Source organism: Arthrobacter yangruifuii, assembly GCF_009192775.1.
Lineage (GTDB): Bacteria > Actinomycetota > Actinomycetes > Actinomycetales > Micrococcaceae > Arthrobacter_B > Arthrobacter_B yangruifuii.
The window spans coordinates 111,282-127,862 of the sequence record NZ_VTFX01000006.1 but is presented as its reverse complement, the minus strand read 5'-3'; the positions used below and the strand labels follow the sequence as shown (position 1 = coordinate 127,862).

Below are 16,581 nucleotides of genomic sequence, written 5' to 3'. Positions count from 1 at the left end.
ACTGTTCTCGGACAGTGCGGGAATGGCTCCCGGCCCTTTCCGCGTTGCACGGGATATGAAGATTGATATCTGGTCCGACATTGCCTGCCCCTGGTGCTACATCGGCAAGCGCCGTTTCGAGACCGCCCTGGCCCGTTTTCCGCACCGCGACGACGTAGAGGTCCGTTGGCACAGTTTCCAGCTGGATCCGTCCCTTCCCGAGCATTATGACGGCACCGAGGTCCAGTACCTCAGCGAACGCAAGGGCATAGATCCCGGACAGCTCGCCGGCATGCTGGAACAGGTGACCGTCCAGGCGGCCGGCGAGGGGCTGGCCTATGACTATGACTCCTTGGTGGTCGCCAACAGCTTCTCCGCCCACCGGCTGATCCACCTGGCCGCGGCCGAAGCCGGGCTGGCCGGCGCCGACGCCGCCAAGGAAGCACTCTTGTCAGCCCACTTCGAGAAGGGCCTGGACATCGGTTCCGCGGACACCCTCGCGGACATCGGTGCCGGCGTGGGGCTGCCGGCGGACCGGGTGCGGCGCATGCTCGCCACGGACGAATACGCCGACGCCGTTCGCGCGGACATTGCCTCTGCCCGGTCGCTGGGGATCAGCGGTGTTCCGTTCTTTGTCCTTGATGACAAATACGGCATTTCCGGCGCACAGCCGGCGGACGTGTTCTCCTCCGCCCTGGAGCAGGCCTGGCAGGAAGCGCATCCGCTGGTTAACCTGACACCCGCTGCAGGCTCCGCCGACGGTCCCGCCTGCGGACCGGACGGCTGCAGCTAGGGTTCGAACCGGGCAGCCGGGAGCCCGGGTGCGTAGAGCCAGGGCCTCAGCAGCTGCGAAGCGCTGACGCCGGCGGTGCTGTACACATCATCGGCAAGGTCCAGAAAGTCGGCGGTACCGGCGCAGCCGTGCCGGTACCGCTGCGTCCAGCGCCTCAGCATGCCGAAAAACTCTTCGTCGGAGGCACTGCGCCTCAGCACATGCAGGGCCAGGGCGCCCCGCCGGTAGACCCGCTCATCAAACATGGCTGCCGGTCCCGGGTCCGCCAGCAACAGTTCCTGGTTGCGGCCCCGCAGCCACGCGAGTTCGCGGTGTGCCCGCAGGTCCGTGCCCGCGCCGTCGGCGGCTTCAGCCCACAGCCACTCCGCATAGGTGGCGAAGCCCTCGTGCAGCCAAATGTCCCGCCAGCCGCGTGCGGTCACGGAATTCCCGAACCACTGGTGCGCCAGTTCATGCGCCACCAGCGCTTCCTGCGCCGAACCGGGACCCAGATGGTTGCGTCCGAAAACGGATACTGACTGCGCTTCCACCGGCATCTCCAACCGGTCATCTGCCACCACCACTGTGTAGCTGTTGAACGGATAGGGACCGAAACGTGCCGTGAACAGGTTCATCATGGCGTCCTGCCGGCTCAGTGTGGTTCGCGCCTGTCCCGCCAGGGACGGCGGCACCAACGCATACTGCGGCACGCGGCCGGGCAGGTCCAGTTGGCGGTACCGGCCTATCTGCACCGTGGCCAGATACGCAGACATCGGTTCGGATTCCTCGAAGACCCAGGTTTCCCGCCCGTCTCCGGCCGCCCTCGACGCCGGGCGGCCGTTGCTGGCCACCCGGTACCCGGCCTCCACGCTCACGCTGATGCGGTACCGCGCCTTTTCCGCGGGCAGGTCATTGCAGGGAAACCACGACGACGCCCCCGTGGGCTGCCCGGCCACCAGCGCCCCGTCAGTCAGTTCCTCCCAGCCAATATCACCCCACTGCCCGGCGGTGGGCCGCGGCCTGCCGCGGTAACGGACGGACAGGCGGAACTCTTCCCCGTCAAGCAGCGGCCGTTCCGGCCATACCTCCAGCTTTCCCCGGCGATGCCGGAAGGAACGCACAGCCATGGCGGTGCCGGTGCGGACCCAAAGCAGCACTTCGTCCACCCGCAGCGGGCGGTCCAGGTCCAGGCTGATCCGCTCCAGGGTATTGGTGTCCGGGGTGTTGGTGTTCGGGGGAACCCGCACGGTCCCGGTCAGGAGGGCTATGGCCTTCAACCGGTTGGACCGGACGCTGTAGTCCAGCCTCAGGTCATAGCCGCTGATGTGCACCTCTGCAGTGCCGTGTCCGGGGATGTACGCGTCAGGGGCGGCGTGGGCGGGGACGGACGCGTCCTGCTGCTCTCGGGCCTGCTGCATAGCGGAGAGCCTGCCATGGTGCTGCCCCGTGCGGGCGCGTAGTCCGGGGACTATTCGTCCGGGTTAGTCCGTTCCGCTGCCGGCTTCGAGTTCCAAGGCAGTCCGGATCCAGCGGTGCCGGTCCTCTTCCGAAAGGTCCTCCCAGTCCGGTGCCTCCGGCATCCAGAGCCCGGGCAGGAAAGCCATCCGTTCCTCGTACAGGGTCCGGCCGGCCTCCATGGCGTCGGCGTCCATTCAGACTGTTCCAGCGGCGGCAGGTGTGTGGCTCACACTGTCAGTCTAGAGGAGCAGCCGCAGTATCAACGGCTCAGGTTGTCGGAAGGGTGGTGGGCCTGAGGATGATCGGGCGGGCCTTCCTCCATGTGCGGTTCCTCTATGTGGGGTTCCTCTATATGGGGCTGCTCTATATGGGGCTCCTCGGCCCCAGCCGGGAGTGCCTCCGTCCCCGACGGGACGGGCGGGCCCTGCGGTGCCGGCGGCACGGCTGGAGCTTTGGGTTCCATCCCGCGGAAGGCCAGCCGCACCAGGAAGGCACCCACTGCGAGCGCCGCCAAGGTCATGGCACCGGTGGTCAGGGCATCGGTCCGCTCCTGCGCTGCTTCGGCCTTCTCCTCTGCCCGCGCTGCAGCCGAAGCGGCGGCATCGGACGCCGCGGTGGATGCGGTAAAGACGTCATCCACGGTTCCCATAACCATGCGGTCTCCGGGGACCGCGGTCTTCAGCAGGCGCACCACCGTAGACAGGTCGGTGGAAATACACCCCCAGGTGGGCGCATAGCCGGCGTGGAAAAAGATGGCGAAGGAGGCACCTTGCCGCGTGGGCATATCCGGCGGACGGTTCCAATTGATGACCGCAGCCTGCTCGTATAACCCCTGTCCCATATACCGCCAGAGATCCTCATCCGCGGGCCCGCCCTTGCCCTCGAAGTACTGGTTGTAGGTGGGCCCGTGTTCCCCGCCCCACCGCGAGCCCCGTGTCACTGTGTGGTAAGTCAGCCCGGTTCCGGGGTCGCTGCGCCCCAGGGCTTCCGTGAGGGTGAAGGAGCCGGTGGGTGAGTACAGGGTGTTTTCCCACATGCTGCCCGGCGGCGCAAACCCGTTGCGGCCGCTAAACCCCCAGGACTCCCACTCCAGCTCGTAGCCGTCGCCCCGCCGCACGCATCCGGTGATTCGGGTTTTCGTGGCTCCGTATTTCTCAGCCGTTGTGAAAGTGACCCGCTGGGCGCCTGCCACGTCATACCTCACCTCTCCCGCGCTCAGCCGTGCACAGGGGTCCGACTCCTGCGGTGCGGCCGCCGCCGGCGCTGCCAGCAGGAGGGATCCCGTGGCAACGGCCGCCAATGCCCGGACGGTTCGGCCTGCGTGAGAACCTGATCGGAACAGGACAGGCAACAGCATCAGCGGTGCTGACGGTTTCTACTGCGCCGGCTACGGCCTTCCGCCTCCAAAGCCTGCCGCCGTCCGCCAATGGATGGCGGTGTGGCGGGAGGAGGCGGTGGACCGGAAGTTCCGGTCCGGCGTGCGGCCGGTTGGCCTTGCACACGGTTCGTAGGTGTTTCGCTTACCGCCGGCGTCTCCGCGTGTTCCAAATATCTGCTGCGGACCCACTTTGACGCATCAGATACGGTCCGCTCCAGCGGTCCCTGCGAGGTGAACTGCTGCCACGTATAGGCAAAGGCAGCCACCATAATCAACTGGACAACCAGGCACAGCACCGGCTGGTCCTCGAGCATGCCCGTCGCCAGGAGCAGCAGGTGCAGTGAGTACAACGTCAGGGTCATCTTTCCCAGGACGGCCAGTGGCCGGAGTATGCCTGCCTGGCTGAGCAGCAGGACAATCCCGAGGGCGGCCACGGCCGTGCCGATGGTATGAAGCAGGACCAACGGCGTGCTGGAGTACGGCGCCAGGGTGGTCAGCCACCACCAGGAGTCGGTGGGAAGTGTGGGGTCCGGCCCCCAGATGAGGATGTCGCTCACGGCCTCCTCCGGGTTGCTGGACCAGACAGAGGCAGCAGTCTCCAACTGCTCACGCCCGCCGAACGGTCCCAGGAGAAGCGTGGACAGGACCGCTGTGACCACGGCAAGCCCTGCACCGGCCAGGACCAGCCGGATCTGCACCGCCCTCTCGGCAAGGTTCAGCCTTCCAACGGCCAGGCCTGCACAGACAAAGGCCATCCAGGGCAACGCCGGATAGGTACCGGAGAGCAGCACCTGGCCCAGCACGTCCCCGGGCGCCTGCGCCAGCGTGGAAAAGTTTGGTTCCACCCCGCCCATGTCCGCCAGTGAATCCCTCGTTGCCTGCATCAGCACGGGAGCCGTCAGGGCTATACCCGCGGAAAGGGCCAGCAGCGTCCGAACCCGCAGCCGAAGCAGCGGCAGGGCCAGCAGGAACATTACGCCGTAATAGACGAGGATGACCTGCGCATAAACCACCAGGTACCCCAGCAGCAGTCCAATGACCGTGACCAAAACGGCACGGACGGCAAGTCCCAGCCTGGCCGCCGTCATCCGGGTTCCCCGAGCGGGGTACTGCCCGCCGGACATAAAGGCAAGGGACACCCCGGCGAGGAGGGCAAACAGGGCCGCGCCCCGGCCGGCGAAAACCAGCCAGGAAAAGGTCGGTTCGAAGTCGTCGTTCCAACCGGGCAGGATATGGATCGCCATCATGGCCACCAGCGCCAGCCCCCTGGCCGCATCAACGCCTTCGATGCGTTGCTTGGTCATGTTCCCCTGGGCAACGTTGTTCACTACCATCCCCCCGTCTCCCCCGTCCTCCCGGCGCGCGCTCCGTGCGTGCCAGCTAAAGCATTGGGTGCCGTTAGCCCGGGCGCAAGCGTGGTGGACAGGCCCGCGTCGGCCAGGTCAGCCAGCAGGAGGGACGTTTCCTCGTCATCCAGGTCCACCAGGGGCCCGCGGACGGGTCCGGCCGGCAGGCCTAGTTTCCGCAGCGCCGCTTTGGTGGAGGCGGCCCCCGGGCAGCGGAACATTCCCGCGTAGACCGGCAGCAGCTCCCGGTGGATACGGAGCGCTTCATCCACCCGGCCCTGGGCGAAGGCTGCAGTCAGCGCGCGGAGCCGGTGGGCTGCCACATGCCCGACCACGGAAACCACTCCGACGGCGCCGATGGACAACAGGGGCAGATTCAGTGCGTCGTCTCCCGAGTAATAGACCAGGGAACTGTGCTTCATGACCCACGATGAGGAAGCCAGGTCGCCTTTGGCATCCTTCACCGCCACGATATTGGGATGGCGGCCCGCTGCCACCAGCGTTTCCGGCGCAATGGCCACGCCGGTCCGGGCCGGAATGTCATACAGCATGATTGGGAGATCGGTGCTGTCCGCGATGGCTTCAAAATGGCGCAGCAGCCCTTTCTGGGACGGACGTGAATAGTACGGGGCCACCACCAGCAGGCCGTCCGCCTGCTGGTCGGCAGCTGCACGGGCCAGCGCGATGCTGTGCCGGGTATCCGTGGAACCGACACCGGCAATGACCCGCTGCCCGGTTCCGGTGGTCACCCGCTTGGCCGAGTGGATCATGGATGCCTTTTCCCAGTCGGATGTCGCGAAGGATTCGCCGGTGGTTCCGTTCACCACCACCCCGTCGTTCCAGCCGTCCTGCAGCAGAAAGCGCGTAAGCTCCTCCGCCCCGTTCTGGTCCAGTTGGCCGCGCTCATCCAAGGGCGTGACCATGGCGGTGAGAATGCGGCCGAACCGGCGGCAGACACTTTCGGCCGGGGTCTCCCCGGCGCTGCCCATGGACGTACTCATATCCTTGCTCCCGCCGGCTGGTATTGGTTCATCTTGCGGTGGCGTGCGCGCCGCTGGGTGGGACGGCTTTGGTCCCAGTGGGCCAAAGGATTTCCGCACCAGGCGCTGTTGACGGGAACGCTCTCCCCGCGCATCAGCAGTGAACATCCGCCCACCGTGCCGCCTTCTTCGATGGCGCTGCCCGGCAGGACAATGCTGTTGGGGCCAAGGGTGGAACCCTTCTCCAGCCGGACCTCGTCCAGCCGCATGATGCGGTCATGGAAGAGGTGGGTCTGCAGGACGGTTCCGCGGTTGATGCTGGCCCCGTCTCCCACTTCAATCAGATCGAACTCCGGCAGCCACCAGGTTTCGCACCAGACGCTGCGCCCGATCCGTGCCCCCATCCAGCGCAGCCAGGCGTTGAGCATGGGAGTGCCCAGGCTCATCCGGACCAGCCCGGGTACGGCCAGCGATTCGGAAAACACGTCGGCCAGTTCGTTGCGCCACACAAACGAGCTCCACAGGGGATGCTCGGTCGCCTCGAAACGGCCCACTAGAAGCCACTTGGCGGCCACGGCAATCAGGGCAGCAACAATGCCGCTGGCCAGCAGCACGGGTCCGGACCAGAACACGGCGGTGAGGAACCCGAAGTTGTCATACAGTCCGGCCAGGGCCCATACCGTGGCCAGGGCCAGCCAGGCGGTGATGACCGCCGGAAGGATCCGGCAGGCTTCAACCGCACTGCGGGCCAGAAGCAGGCGCCGGGGAGGATCGTAGGTGCGGGAGCTGTCGCCTACCTGCACCGGACGGGGAAGCTCCACGGACGGACGGCCAAACCAGGAGGTGCCCGGCGGCATCTGCTTCGGCGCGGAAGACAACACGGCGATGAGGGCGTTCTCGGGCACCTGGATGTCCGGACCCACAATGGCGGAATTTCCCACAAAGGATTTTTCGCCAACACTGGTTGGTCCCAGATGGAGCCATCCGCTGCGGATCCGGCGCGTGGAAAGCATGGAATGGTCCGCCAGGAACGTGCGGTCGCCCAGCTCGGTCAGGTGCGGCACCGTTTCCATGGTGGAGATTTCCACGTGCCGGCCCACTTTCGCGCCAAGCAGCCGCAGCCAGGCAGGTGTCAGCACACTGGCATACAAGGGGTACATGGTGATGAGGGAACCGCTGAGCAGCACGGTACTCAGCCAGGAGGCCCATCCGGCAACACCGTTAGCCGGGTGCAGGCCGGCGGGCATCAACCGGGCCACGGCCCGGACCACGCCGGCTATCAAAGCGAGATACGTTGCCATGGAGCACACCACGAACAGCGGTGACCACAAAGCCAGTATCCACAGGGCTGCTGTGAAGGACTCCACCCCGTTCAGCAGCCACAGCATCAGAGCAGAGCCGGGAGCAAGAGCTACCAGATTCAGCAGGGTCAATCCGGCCAGTGACGCCGGGTAGAGATGCCGGATTCCGGGGGCCTCGGCGGCGGACGCCGGTTCTCCGGGCCAGCCTTCTCCCGCCGTGCCGACCCTGCGCATCTGCGACCCGGCCCACAGCTCGCCGGCCGGAACCTCGCCGGAGACGAGGGTTCCGGGTTCCGTTTCAGCCCCGCGTCCCACCTTCGCCCCGCCCATCAGGGTGGACCGGGTGCCTATCCGTGCGTCCTCGGCCACATGCACTGCGCCAATGTGAAGCTGTCCGCCCTCGATCCAGTGCCCTGCGAGGTCCACTTCATATTCAATGGAGGCACGGTCACCGATCGAGGCGAAGCCGGTGACGGGCGGCATTGCGTCCAGGTGTACTTCCTCGCCGATGCGGCAGCCCAGCGCGCGGGCATACCAGGTGCCGAGGGGGGTGCCCATGATGGGCTCGAGCTTGCAGAACGTCACAATCCGTTCCGCGGCCCACAGCCGCAGGTGCGTGCTGCCGCCGCGGGGGTAGATTCCCGGGCCGATGCCCACCAGCAGCAAGCGGCAGGATGCCACCGCACCCAGCGTCCGGGCGGGCAGGCTGTACAGGGCCAGCCAGGCCGCCAGGGTGGGAACCACGGGCGGGTCCGGCGTCCACGGGCTGCCCACCACGTGGAACATCACCATGCAGACCAAGGCGATGCCGACGACATACCGCAGGCCGGAAATCCCGTAAAGCGCGATAATCAGCGGAGCCTGCGCGAGGCCCAGCCACCAGGGCGACTCCGGCGTGGGCCGGACATCGAGCTCGGAATCCCGCAGGGACGCCAGGTGCTCGGACATGGCCAGGAGGCTCGGGTGCTCGTAAATATCAGCCACGGAAACCTTGGGATGCCGTTCGCGCAGCGCCGAGACCAGCTGGGCGGCGGCAAGGCTGGCACCGCCCAGGGCGAAGAAATCGCTTTCCTCGGTGAGCGGCAGCGGTCCCAGCTGGTCCACCCACCGCTGCCCCAGCCAGCGCAGGTCGGCATTGAGTTCCACCTTTACATCGGCGGACGTGTCAGCCAGGGGAAGCGGCCAGGGCAGCGACTTCCGGTCGACCTTGCCGGACGCCTTCAGCGGCAGCTCGTCCACTATGCCCAGCGAAGGCACAATGGCAGCGGGCAGCTTCTTCGCCAGCTGCGCCCGGGCTGCGGCCAAATCCAGCACCACGCCGGCCGCCGGAAGCAGATACCCCACAAGGACCTTGTTGCCGGACTTTGTCGCATGGACCGCAACGGCAGCCGCGGCAACCCCGGGCAGGCGGCTAAGGGCGTCATCCAGCTCGCCCAGCTCCACCCGCCGGCCGCCGATTTTGATCTGCTCATCAACCCGGCCCACAAAGACCAGGCCCTCCCGCTCTGCCCGGACGTGGTCGCCGCTGAAATAGGCACGCTCCCAACCCAGGGCGGGAAGCGGGGTGAACTTTTCCGCGTCCTTCTGCGGGTCCAGATAGCGGGATACTCCGACGCCGGAAATCACCAGCTCTCCCACCTCGCCCCACTGCACCGGCTGCCGGTCCTCGCCCACGACGGCGAGGTCCCACCCGGCGAGCGGCAGGCCGATCCGGACCGGCGGGTGCCCCTCGAGGAGGGCCCCGCACGCGATCACCGTGGTTTCCGTGGGGCCATAGGTGTTCCAGACTTCCCGTCCGGGGCCCAGCAGCCGGCGGACCAGGTCTTCGGGGCAGGCCTCGCCTCCGAAAATCAGCAACCGTACCCGCTCGAGGGTGTCGGTGGACCAGTGTGCCGCGAGGCTGGGCACCGTGGAGACCGCGGTGATCCTGCGCTCCACCAGCCAGGGACCCAGATCCGCACCGGAGCGGACAACGGACCGCGGTGCCGGGACCAGGCAGGCACCGTGCGCCCAGGCCAGCCACATCTCCTCGCAGGAGGCGTCAAAACTCACGGATAGTCCCGCCAGCACCCGGTCTCCGGGACAAAGCGGCGCGTCCACGCAGTAGAGAGAGGATTCCGCGTCCACCAGCGCTGCCGCGGAGCGGTGGGTGACGGCAACACCCTTGGGTTTCCCCGTGGACCCGGAGGTGAAGATAATCCACGCGTCGTCCTCGGGATGGGGCTGGGGACTGTGTCCGCCCGCGGGCACACCCTGGAGCAGGTTCAGGTTCAACCCGGCTTCGATGACGGCGCACACCCCGCCCTCGGTCCACACGATGTCCGCCCGGCCGGCCGGTTCGTCAGAATCAACCGGTACATAGGCGGCCCCGGCATAAAGCACTCCGAGGATGGCCACGTAGAGGTCTGCCGAGCCTGACGGTACGTAGATTCCTACCCGATCCCCGGCTCCGATGCCGGTCGCCCACAGCCTGCGGGCCAGTGTCTGGACCTCCACTTCAAGCTCGGCGTAGCTCAGTGAGACCGTTCCGTCGTCAATTGCCGGAGCGCCCGGGTACGCGGAAACCGTCTCGGCAAGGATGTCCACCAGTGTGCGCTGGACGGGGCTGGGGCCTCCGTAAAAGACCGCCGAGTCAGCGGAGGCCCGCGGCGGATCGATAATCACTCCGGTGGCCGTGGCAGTTGTGGCGGAACCGCCTGTGCCGGATCCGGTCGCTGTCTTCGCCGTGATGGGGTGGAACGGCGAATCGCTGCTGCGACCGGCGAAGCGGATGGCCTCGGCCTGCAGTCGCTGAGGGTTTTCGGGCATATTCATGTAACGCAGTTCTCCCTGCTGATGCAGTTCATATCCGGGGCCGGACGGGCCACGCGGTGACGTCCCGGCGAATCGGGACCGACCTGAAACGATAGGAAATCTGTTCCTCGGGTGCACGAGTAACCCAGCCGCGGAAACCGCTCCCGGTACGCCGTAACCACTTCCCCGGTGTTCGGGACTACTCACCGCGCTACTCGGCTTCAAAATTCCCTCTGCGTAAGTTCCGTGCGGGTCGGGGACCACAACGGGCAGGTAGTCGATAGCCTGCTTCCGTTCACAGGTTCGTCTCAGGTTTCCGAAAGGTTACAAACAGATGGCATTGATTGCCTGTGTCTTCCCGGTGCTCTGCGCACGGCCAGCATGGGCGCCGGAAACGGACGAGGGGATCCTGCATATGTCACCATCAACAACCCGGCTTTCCGGAGTGGATGCCGCCCGCGGCCTGGCGCTCTTCGGAATGATGGCCATCCATGTGCTTCCCGAGGCCGGAGATGACTCCCAGCCGTCCCTGGTCTGGCTGCTGTTCGCCGGGAAGGCCGCTGCGCTTTTCGCCCTGCTGGCCGGTATCTCCCTGGCCTTCATCACCAGGACGGCGCGGGCAGAGCAGGGCCGTTCTCTGGCGGCTGCCCGCTGGGCCGTGGCGGCGCGTGCGGGGCTGATTGCCGCGCTGGGCCTGGCCATCGCCTACGTGGATATGCCCGCCTTCATCATCCTCGCCTACTACGGCGCCATGTTCCTGCTGGCGGTACCGTTCCTGGGCGTATCGACCAGAACCCTGTTGGTTGCCGCAGCGGCCTTCGCGGTATTGGGCCCGGTCCTGATGCAGGTCCTCCGCGACTCGCTGCCCGAGCCGGGCTATGACCCCACCTTCGCCACGGTCCTGACCGAACCAGGTGTTTTTGTAAGCCAGCTCCTGCTGACCGGCACCTACCCTGCCATCCCCTGGATGGCGTACGTGTGTGTGGGCCTGGCCATCGGACGGCTGCCGCTGGTCCGGACCGCCGTCCAGCTGAAACTCCTGGGTGCCGGCGCGGTGCTGGCGGCGGCGGCCTGGCTTGGCTCCGTCCTGCTCCTGGACGGTCCGGGGCAAGGCTTCGACCGGCTGGTGCTTACGGATCCCGACCTGGTGGCCAGCGAGATCAGGGATGTCATGGTGTGGGGTCCTGAAGGGTACCTGCCCACCTCATCATGGTGGTGGCTGGCCATTGTTGCCCCGCACACCACCACTCCGCTGGATCTGCTGCACACCATCGGTGTGGCTGCCGCGGTGGTGGGGGCGATGTTGCTGCTGGCCCGTTTTGCAGGCAAGGTGCTGATTGTCCTCTCCGCACCGGGCCGGATGACGCTGACACTGTACTGTGCGCATCTGCTGTTCCTCGGCACGGGTGCATTGGCGGACCGGCCGTATCTCTCGTTCTGGCTGCAGACTGGCGTCTTCATTGTTTTTGCCGTGATCTGGCAGCGTGCGGGGCGTCAGGGGCCGTTGGAGAAGTTCGTCACGCGCGGTTCGAATGCAGTCAAGGAGGCGGCACTTCGCCGTCACCCGGATCCCCAGCCCGAACGGCGCTGACCGGGCGCTGCCGACCGGGCGCTGCCTCAGAGGTTGCTGCGCCCGGCCGGAAGCACGGCCGGCAGAACCGCGGGCAGCACAACCGTCCGGTGGTGCGGTGCGCCCACCGCGTAGGAAAGGACAAAGTCCGCCGGAAGCCCCATCCGTTCCGGGCCGACGTCGTACGCCCGCAATGCCGGCTCCCCGCCGGTGGTGCGCATCGTGTCGACGCTGCGCGGATCCACGCGCAGCCCGGAACCGGACGCTTTGAGCAGCGCTTCCTTGCGTACCCACAACTGCGCCCGCAGGCGAGGGCGGTCGGTCGCCGGGAGGGCGGCAATGGCTGCCTTTTCCCTGACTGTGGCCATCACGTCCTCGAGACCGGAGCCGGAGAACGCCTTAGCCGAGGCATCTTCCAGGTCCACACCCACCTGGACAGGTGCGGCGGCTGCCGCCAGCCAGCCGCCGCTGCGGCTGAAACTCACCCGCACGGGCACCGGCACGCCGTCAACGAAATAGTGCGGTTCCCCGTGCGAACCGTCGTTGCCGTGCACGCAGTTCCGGCAGTGCGAGACGGCGGAGACGGCGTCTTCGGGCACGTGGAGCAGTCCGGCAACCAGCGTCCGGGCGGCCAGCCTGCCGGCCAGGAACCTCTGCCGGTCCAGGGGCCGGTGCATCGCCCGGGCCCGTTCCCGCACCGATGCTGCCAGGCTTTCGGCGGCGCCGAGGTCCATGCTGTCCAGCCACCGCAGGGCAAGCTGCACGGTCACGCCTTCGGCCCCGTTGTCCGCCACCGTCATGCAGGTTACTAACGCCCGGCCGGCGGGGTGGTGGACGTTGCATGGCAGGTCAGGTCCCCCGGACCGGCCGCCGCCGCCTGTTCCGCCGGCTGCAGTTCCGTGAAAGCGGACCCGATGACCACGTCCACGGACGCGTCCGTGCGGTCATCGCGGACAAACTCCGTACCCGGCATCTGCTGCTGCAGCGTGTAGGCGGAGGCAAAACCCGAGGGACCGGCCACTATCAGGGCGCCCATGCCCACCCGGTTGACGCTGCTGTTGCCCACGTCCGCTACCCGGAATCCCCGCGCGTCCAGCTCGCTTCCGACCGTGCCGGCCAACCCCGGCGACGCCGTCGAATTGTAGACATTCACGGTGATGGTGCCGGGGTCCAGATACGGAAAAGGCCCGGCCGGACAATCGTCCACCGGACCTGCGGGGGTACGCGGCACAGCTGCTTCGGGCAGCCGCACCCACCCCATACTCAGTCCCTGCGCCAGCACCGCCGCCAGCACCACAAGGACGGCGAGGAACGCCACCACGGAGTTGTGCAGCCGTCTGCGCCGTCGGGCGCGCCGCACAAGCTCCTGTTGGTCGGTGGGTGCGAACACCTTTCCCAGGTCTACGCCGGTAATGATCCGGTGCCCATGCCATTCCCGCGGGTCGTCCTTCCCGGGGTTGCCGCGGCGTCCCCCGGGGGGCTCCTCAGTCATCGAGGACCAGCACGCGTGCGTGCAGTATGGTCCGCTGGTGCAATGCCGTCCTTACGGCCCGGTGCAGCCCGTCTTCGAGGTACATAGTGCCCTTCCATAGGACGACGTGCGGAAACAGGTCTCCGAAAAAGGTGGAATCCTCGGCCAGCAGTGCGCCGAGGTCCAGCGTGGCCTTCGTAGTCACCAGTTCATCCAGGCGAACCTGCCGGGGAGGTACTGCTGCCCAGTCCTTCGGCGTTACGTATCCATGGTCAGGGTAGGGGCGTACATCGCCAACAGCTTTGAAGATCACTAGTACAGAGTAGATAACATCCGCATCCAAAGAAACAGCGGTATCGGCGTGCCCGGCCTGTGAAACCTCCGATTAGGCCGCTGCTCGAGTCCGGGACACGAAAATGCGGTTCAACGCTGGACACGGGATACTGGGGTGGTGAACACCTCCGCTCCCCGTATCGGCCTCCTGCTCGACGTCGACGGCCCCGTAGCCAGCCCCGTGTCCCGCAGTGTGCGCCCCTCCATCATCCGCGACCTCGTCACTCTGGCCACCGCGGGCTGGCCCGTCATATTCAACACCGGCCGGTCCGATGCCTTTATCCGCGAGCAGGTCATGCAGCCGATGATGGCTGCCGGACTGCCCGAGGGTGTGCGGCTGCACGCCATCTGCGAAAAAGGCGCCGTCTGGTTTACCTTCGACGGAGCAGGTCCGGAGCAGGCGCAGGTGGATCCCGAGCTGAAGGTCCCCGGCGACTACGCCGAAGCCATCCGCGATCTGGTGTCCGCCAAGTACTCGGACACCATGTTCTTCGATGAAACGAAGCTGGCCATGGTTTCGGTGGAGCAGCATGTGGAGGTGGACAACGCCGAGTACCTCACGGACCAGCGCCGCTTCGATGCGGACGCGCTGGAGCAGATGTCCCTCGCCGGGATGGGCGGCCGGCGGCTGGAGCACGCCATTCCGGATGCCGCCGGAGCCGTAACATTCCGGATTGATCCGACCATCATCTCCACGGACATCGAGGCCGTGGGGGTGGGCAAGGATCTGGGCGCCCGCCGCGCGCTGTCCCTGCTGGAGGCGGACGGGACACCGGTTCCGCGGATCTGGCGGACGGTCGGCGATTCCCGCACCGATTACGCCATGGCTGATGAACTGCACACGCTGGGGTACGACGTCGCGCATGTGGACGTGCGGCCGGCCGACGGCGTCCCGGCCACGCCCTATCCGGTGCTGACCGCCGGTTCCCTGATCCACGACGACGCCGGGGCCGCCTACTTTGAGCGCTGGGTGGCCATCGCTGCCGGAGACGCCGCGGACGACGCCGGCGTCGTCTAGGTTTTCCCTTCCCGGCTGCCCGGACTATTCCAGGCGCAGGACAGCTTCCACGGATTCCTGCATCTGCGGCGCTCCAGGGGCGACGGCGGACGCGAAGCGGCCGACAATCTCGCCGCTGTCCGTGATCAGGAACTTCTCGAAGTTCCAGCCAATGTCATCACCCAGGTCCCCGTCATGGAACCGGGTCAGCAGGGCGTAGAGCGGGTGCCGGTTGGGCCCGTTGACGTCCGTCTTGGCCGTCAGCGGGAAGGTCACGCCGAAATTGCGCGAACAGAACTCGGCGATTTCCTCGTTTGTGCCCGGCTCCTGTCCGGCAAAGGAGTTGCTGGGCACCCCGAGGATGCTGAAGTTCCGCGCCTCGTAGGTTTCATACAGGGCCTGCAGGCCCTCGTACTGGGAAGTGAAGCCGCAGCGGGAGGCCACATTGACCACCAGCACCGCCTTGCCGCGGAACAGCTCACCGAAGGTCGTTTCGGTGCCGTCCAGCATGGTGAGGGGAATGTCGTACAAGTTGTCGTTCTCCACGGAGTGTCCCTTTCGATAGACCTGCCTCCATTGCATCCCATCCGCGTCGGAACGCAAATTTGCCCAGCCGACGTCCGGCGGACAGTAACCCTTCGACCCGGTTCATAGCACTTCGTAACATTTGGTTTCGACTTGACAGCGCCGGTGATAGCTTGCCGGAATGAACGCTATTCCAGAGTCAATACCCGTCCTGGACCTTAGTACGGCGCGTGCCGCCGACGGCTCCTTCACCCCCGAATTCATCAGCCAGCTGCGCGATGCCACGCACCGCATTGGGTTCTTCCAGCTGATCGGCTACGGCGCCGCCCAGGCCAGGGTGGAGGAACTGTTCGACGTCACCAAGCGGTTCTTCAACCTGCCGCTCGAGGACAGGCTGGCTTTGGATAACCGGAATTCCCCGCACTTCCGCGGCTACACCCGGCTCGGCACCGAAATCACCAAGGGCCGCCCCGACGCCCGGGAACAGGTGGACTTCGGCCCCGAACGCTCCCCCGCGGCCGACTACCCGGCGGACCAGCCGTACTGGCTGGTGCAGGGGCCAAACCAGTTCCCGGACCAGGTCCTCCCCGAACTGCGGGCCACGGCCATGGACTGGGCCGAGGCCATGAGCTGGGTGGGAGCGGAACTGCTCAGCGCCATCGCCGTGTCCCTGGAACTGCCCGAGGACCACTTCGCCGAACCCTTCGAGGACAGCCCCGCCTGGATGGCCAAGCTCATCCACTACGTGGGCGGCGTCGTGAAGGAAGCCGGCACCCAGGGTGTCGGCGAGCATGCCGACTACGGCTTCATCACCCTGCTGCTGCAGGACTCGGTGGGCGGACTGGAAGTGAAGCCGCACGAGTCCGACGTTTGGCTTCCGGTGGAACCCATTCCCGGCGCACTGGTGGTGAACCTGGGCGAAATGCTCGAGGTGGCCACCCAGGGCTATCTCTCCGCCACCATCCACCGTGTCCTGGCGCCCGCGGCCGGGGTGGACCGCTACGCCATTCCGTTCTTCTGGTCCCCGCGGCTGGATTCGGTGATTGACCCGGTGCAGCTTCCTGCCGAACTGGCCGCACAGTCGCGCGGCATCTCCGATGATCCGGACAACCCCATGCTGGCTTCCTACGGCGCCAACGTCCTGAAGGGCTGGCTGCGGGCGCACCCGCAGGTGGCTCAGCTCCATCATCCGGAGCTGGTGGCCGGCAAGTAGAATCCGCGGCATGGGGATCAGCGGGCGGCCGGCGGGCAGGGTCTTTGTGACCCTGCCCGCAGCCTGTTTGCTGCTAGCCGGGCTGGCAGCGCTGCTTCTGGTGCCCGGTGGAATCTATCCGCGTGCCGCGTTCACAGCTGTGGCCATGCTGTGCGGGCTGGCCTGGACGGCAGTGGTCTGGCATCCGCTCTGGAAACGGCTGACGAAGGAGCCGCTGCCGTCAGCGTTCCGCCTGGCAGCCATGTCCGGAGCCGGGGCGCTGCTGGCGCTCCCGTGCGCAATAGTGGAATTCACCACTGAGCAAAGTCTCCTCGTCTCTTTCTTCGCCGGTATGTACGGAACCGCAAGCGGCTTTCTGGGCGGCCTGGTCCTGGTCTACGCCTTTCCGGACGCCGGATAGTCGGATCGCAGGACCACCAAGCGACGGCGCCGTCCGGCCTCTCCGCCGCGCGGCGCCGTCGGCGT

General features: G+C 66.7%; 15 protein-coding genes. 5 read left to right on the top strand and 10 right to left on the bottom strand.

Annotation, left to right across the window (positions count from 1 at the left end):
- The first annotated feature begins 55 nt into the window (after positions 1-55).
- Positions 56-772, top strand: coding sequence for a DsbA family oxidoreductase (locus GD627_RS15100; protein ID WP_152273225.1), 717 nt, complete (start codon positions 56-58; stop codon positions 770-772).
- On the opposite strand, the gene GD627_RS15095 is transcribed toward GD627_RS15100, so the two are convergent.
- The 6 genes from GD627_RS15095 to GD627_RS15075 form a co-directional block, all read right to left on the bottom strand.
- The gene (locus tag GD627_RS15095; protein ID WP_152273224.1) at positions 769-2,169 is read right to left on the bottom strand and encodes a M1 family metallopeptidase; all 1,401 of its coding nucleotides are present in this window, start codon (positions 2,167-2,169) and stop codon (positions 769-771) included. The genes GD627_RS15100 and GD627_RS15095 overlap by 4 nt on opposite strands.
- Before the next feature lie 63 nt (positions 2,170-2,232).
- Complete coding sequence (locus GD627_RS16525) at positions 2,233-2,403, bottom strand: hypothetical protein (RefSeq protein ID WP_153297134.1); 171 nt, start codon at positions 2,401-2,403, stop codon at positions 2,233-2,235.
- A 65-nt stretch (positions 2,404-2,468) separates the two neighbouring features.
- Complete coding sequence (locus GD627_RS15090; protein WP_152273223.1) at positions 2,469-3,509, bottom strand: hypothetical protein; 1,041 nt, start codon at positions 3,507-3,509, stop codon at positions 2,469-2,471.
- A 56-nt stretch (positions 3,510-3,565) separates the two neighbouring features.
- Entirely contained in the window at positions 3,566-4,921 is a 1,356-nt protein-coding gene (locus tag GD627_RS15085; protein ID WP_152273222.1) for a heparan-alpha-glucosaminide N-acetyltransferase domain-containing protein, read from the bottom strand.
- Positions 4,915-5,934, bottom strand: a complete 1,020-nt coding sequence (gene dapA, locus GD627_RS15080; protein WP_246165551.1) for a 4-hydroxy-tetrahydrodipicolinate synthase — start codon at positions 5,932-5,934, stop codon at positions 4,915-4,917. The genes GD627_RS15085 and dapA overlap by 7 nt, the downstream gene beginning before the upstream one ends.
- Positions 5,931-10,028, bottom strand: a complete 4,098-nt coding sequence (locus tag GD627_RS15075; RefSeq protein WP_246165550.1) for a Pls/PosA family non-ribosomal peptide synthetase — start codon at positions 10,026-10,028, stop codon at positions 5,931-5,933. The genes dapA and GD627_RS15075 overlap by 4 nt, the downstream gene beginning before the upstream one ends.
- A gap of 394 nt (positions 10,029-10,422) precedes the next feature.
- Between GD627_RS15075 and GD627_RS15070 the strand changes: the two genes are divergently transcribed.
- Positions 10,423-11,598 (top strand): heparan-alpha-glucosaminide N-acetyltransferase domain-containing protein, encoded by a 1,176-nt coding sequence (locus GD627_RS15070; RefSeq protein ID WP_194266075.1) that lies wholly within the window; start codon positions 10,423-10,425, stop codon positions 11,596-11,598.
- A 26-nt stretch (positions 11,599-11,624) separates the two neighbouring features.
- On the opposite strand, the gene GD627_RS15065 is transcribed toward GD627_RS15070, so the two are convergent.
- The 3 genes from GD627_RS15065 to GD627_RS15055 are packed head-to-tail and all read right to left on the bottom strand — an operon-like array spanning position 11,625 to position 13,361.
- On the bottom strand, positions 11,625-12,377 hold the full coding sequence (locus tag GD627_RS15065) for a 4'-phosphopantetheinyl transferase family protein (protein ID WP_152273220.1): 753 nt from the start codon (positions 12,375-12,377) through the stop codon (positions 11,625-11,627).
- An 8-nt stretch (positions 12,378-12,385) separates the two neighbouring features.
- Positions 12,386-13,069 carry a LytR C-terminal domain-containing protein gene (locus GD627_RS15060; protein WP_152273219.1) on the bottom strand — a complete coding sequence of 228 codons (684 nt, stop codon included), beginning with the start codon at positions 13,067-13,069 and terminating at the stop codon, positions 12,386-12,388.
- Positions 13,062-13,361 (bottom strand): type II toxin-antitoxin system VapB family antitoxin, encoded by a 300-nt coding sequence (locus tag GD627_RS15055; RefSeq protein ID WP_146363995.1) that lies wholly within the window; start codon positions 13,359-13,361, stop codon positions 13,062-13,064. The genes GD627_RS15060 and GD627_RS15055 overlap by 8 nt, the downstream gene beginning before the upstream one ends.
- A 138-nt stretch (positions 13,362-13,499) precedes the next feature.
- Here GD627_RS15055 and GD627_RS15050 point away from each other — a divergent pair, with 138 nt between their 5' ends.
- Positions 13,500-14,399, top strand: a complete 900-nt coding sequence (locus tag GD627_RS15050) for a Cof-type HAD-IIB family hydrolase (RefSeq protein ID WP_425481935.1) — start codon at positions 13,500-13,502, stop codon at positions 14,397-14,399.
- Between the two features lie 24 nt (positions 14,400-14,423).
- Here GD627_RS15050 and GD627_RS15045 read toward each other — a convergent pair whose 3' ends face one another.
- Positions 14,424-14,924, bottom strand: coding sequence for a glutathione peroxidase (locus GD627_RS15045; protein WP_281350021.1), 501 nt, complete (start codon positions 14,922-14,924; stop codon positions 14,424-14,426).
- 160 nt (positions 14,925-15,084) lie between these two features.
- Between GD627_RS15045 and GD627_RS15040 the strand changes: the two genes are divergently transcribed.
- Positions 15,085-16,116: an isopenicillin N synthase family dioxygenase gene (locus tag GD627_RS15040; RefSeq protein WP_152273216.1), complete on the top strand. Its 1,032-nt coding sequence runs from the start codon at positions 15,085-15,087 to the stop codon at positions 16,114-16,116.
- A gap of 10 nt (positions 16,117-16,126) precedes the next feature.
- A complete protein-coding gene (locus GD627_RS15035) occupies positions 16,127-16,516 on the top strand; it encodes a hypothetical protein (RefSeq protein ID WP_152273215.1) in 390 nt (129 codons plus the stop codon).
- Positions 16,517-16,581: the final 65 nt, after the last annotated feature.

Coding starts and splice junctions, on each gene's coding strand:
- GD627_RS16525 (WP_153297134.1), bottom strand. CDS start 2,403: ATGGACGCCGACGCCATGGAGGCCGGCCGGACCCTGTACGAGGAACGG.
- GD627_RS15060 (WP_152273219.1), bottom strand. CDS start 13,069: ATGACTGAGGAGCCCCCCGGGGGACGCCGCGGCAACCCCGGGAAGGAC.
- GD627_RS15095 (WP_152273224.1), bottom strand. CDS start 2,169: ATGCAGCAGGCCCGAGAGCAGCAGGACGCGTCCGTCCCCGCCCACGCC.
- GD627_RS15075 (WP_246165550.1), bottom strand. CDS start 10,028: ATGAATATGCCCGAAAACCCTCAGCGACTGCAGGCCGAGGCCATCCGC.
- GD627_RS15100 (WP_152273225.1), top strand. CDS start 56: ATGAAGATTGATATCTGGTCCGACATTGCCTGCCCCTGGTGCTACATC.
- GD627_RS15070 (WP_194266075.1), top strand. CDS start 10,423: ATGTCACCATCAACAACCCGGCTTTCCGGAGTGGATGCCGCCCGCGGC.
- GD627_RS15035 (WP_152273215.1), top strand. CDS start 16,127: ATGGGGATCAGCGGGCGGCCGGCGGGCAGGGTCTTTGTGACCCTGCCC.
- GD627_RS15085 (WP_152273222.1), bottom strand. CDS start 4,921: ATGGTAGTGAACAACGTTGCCCAGGGGAACATGACCAAGCAACGCATC.
- GD627_RS15040 (WP_152273216.1), top strand. CDS start 15,085: ATGAACGCTATTCCAGAGTCAATACCCGTCCTGGACCTTAGTACGGCG.
- dapA (WP_246165551.1), bottom strand. CDS start 5,934: ATGAGTACGTCCATGGGCAGCGCCGGGGAGACCCCGGCCGAAAGTGTC.
- GD627_RS15065 (WP_152273220.1), bottom strand. CDS start 12,377: ATGACGGTGGCGGACAACGGGGCCGAAGGCGTGACCGTGCAGCTTGCC.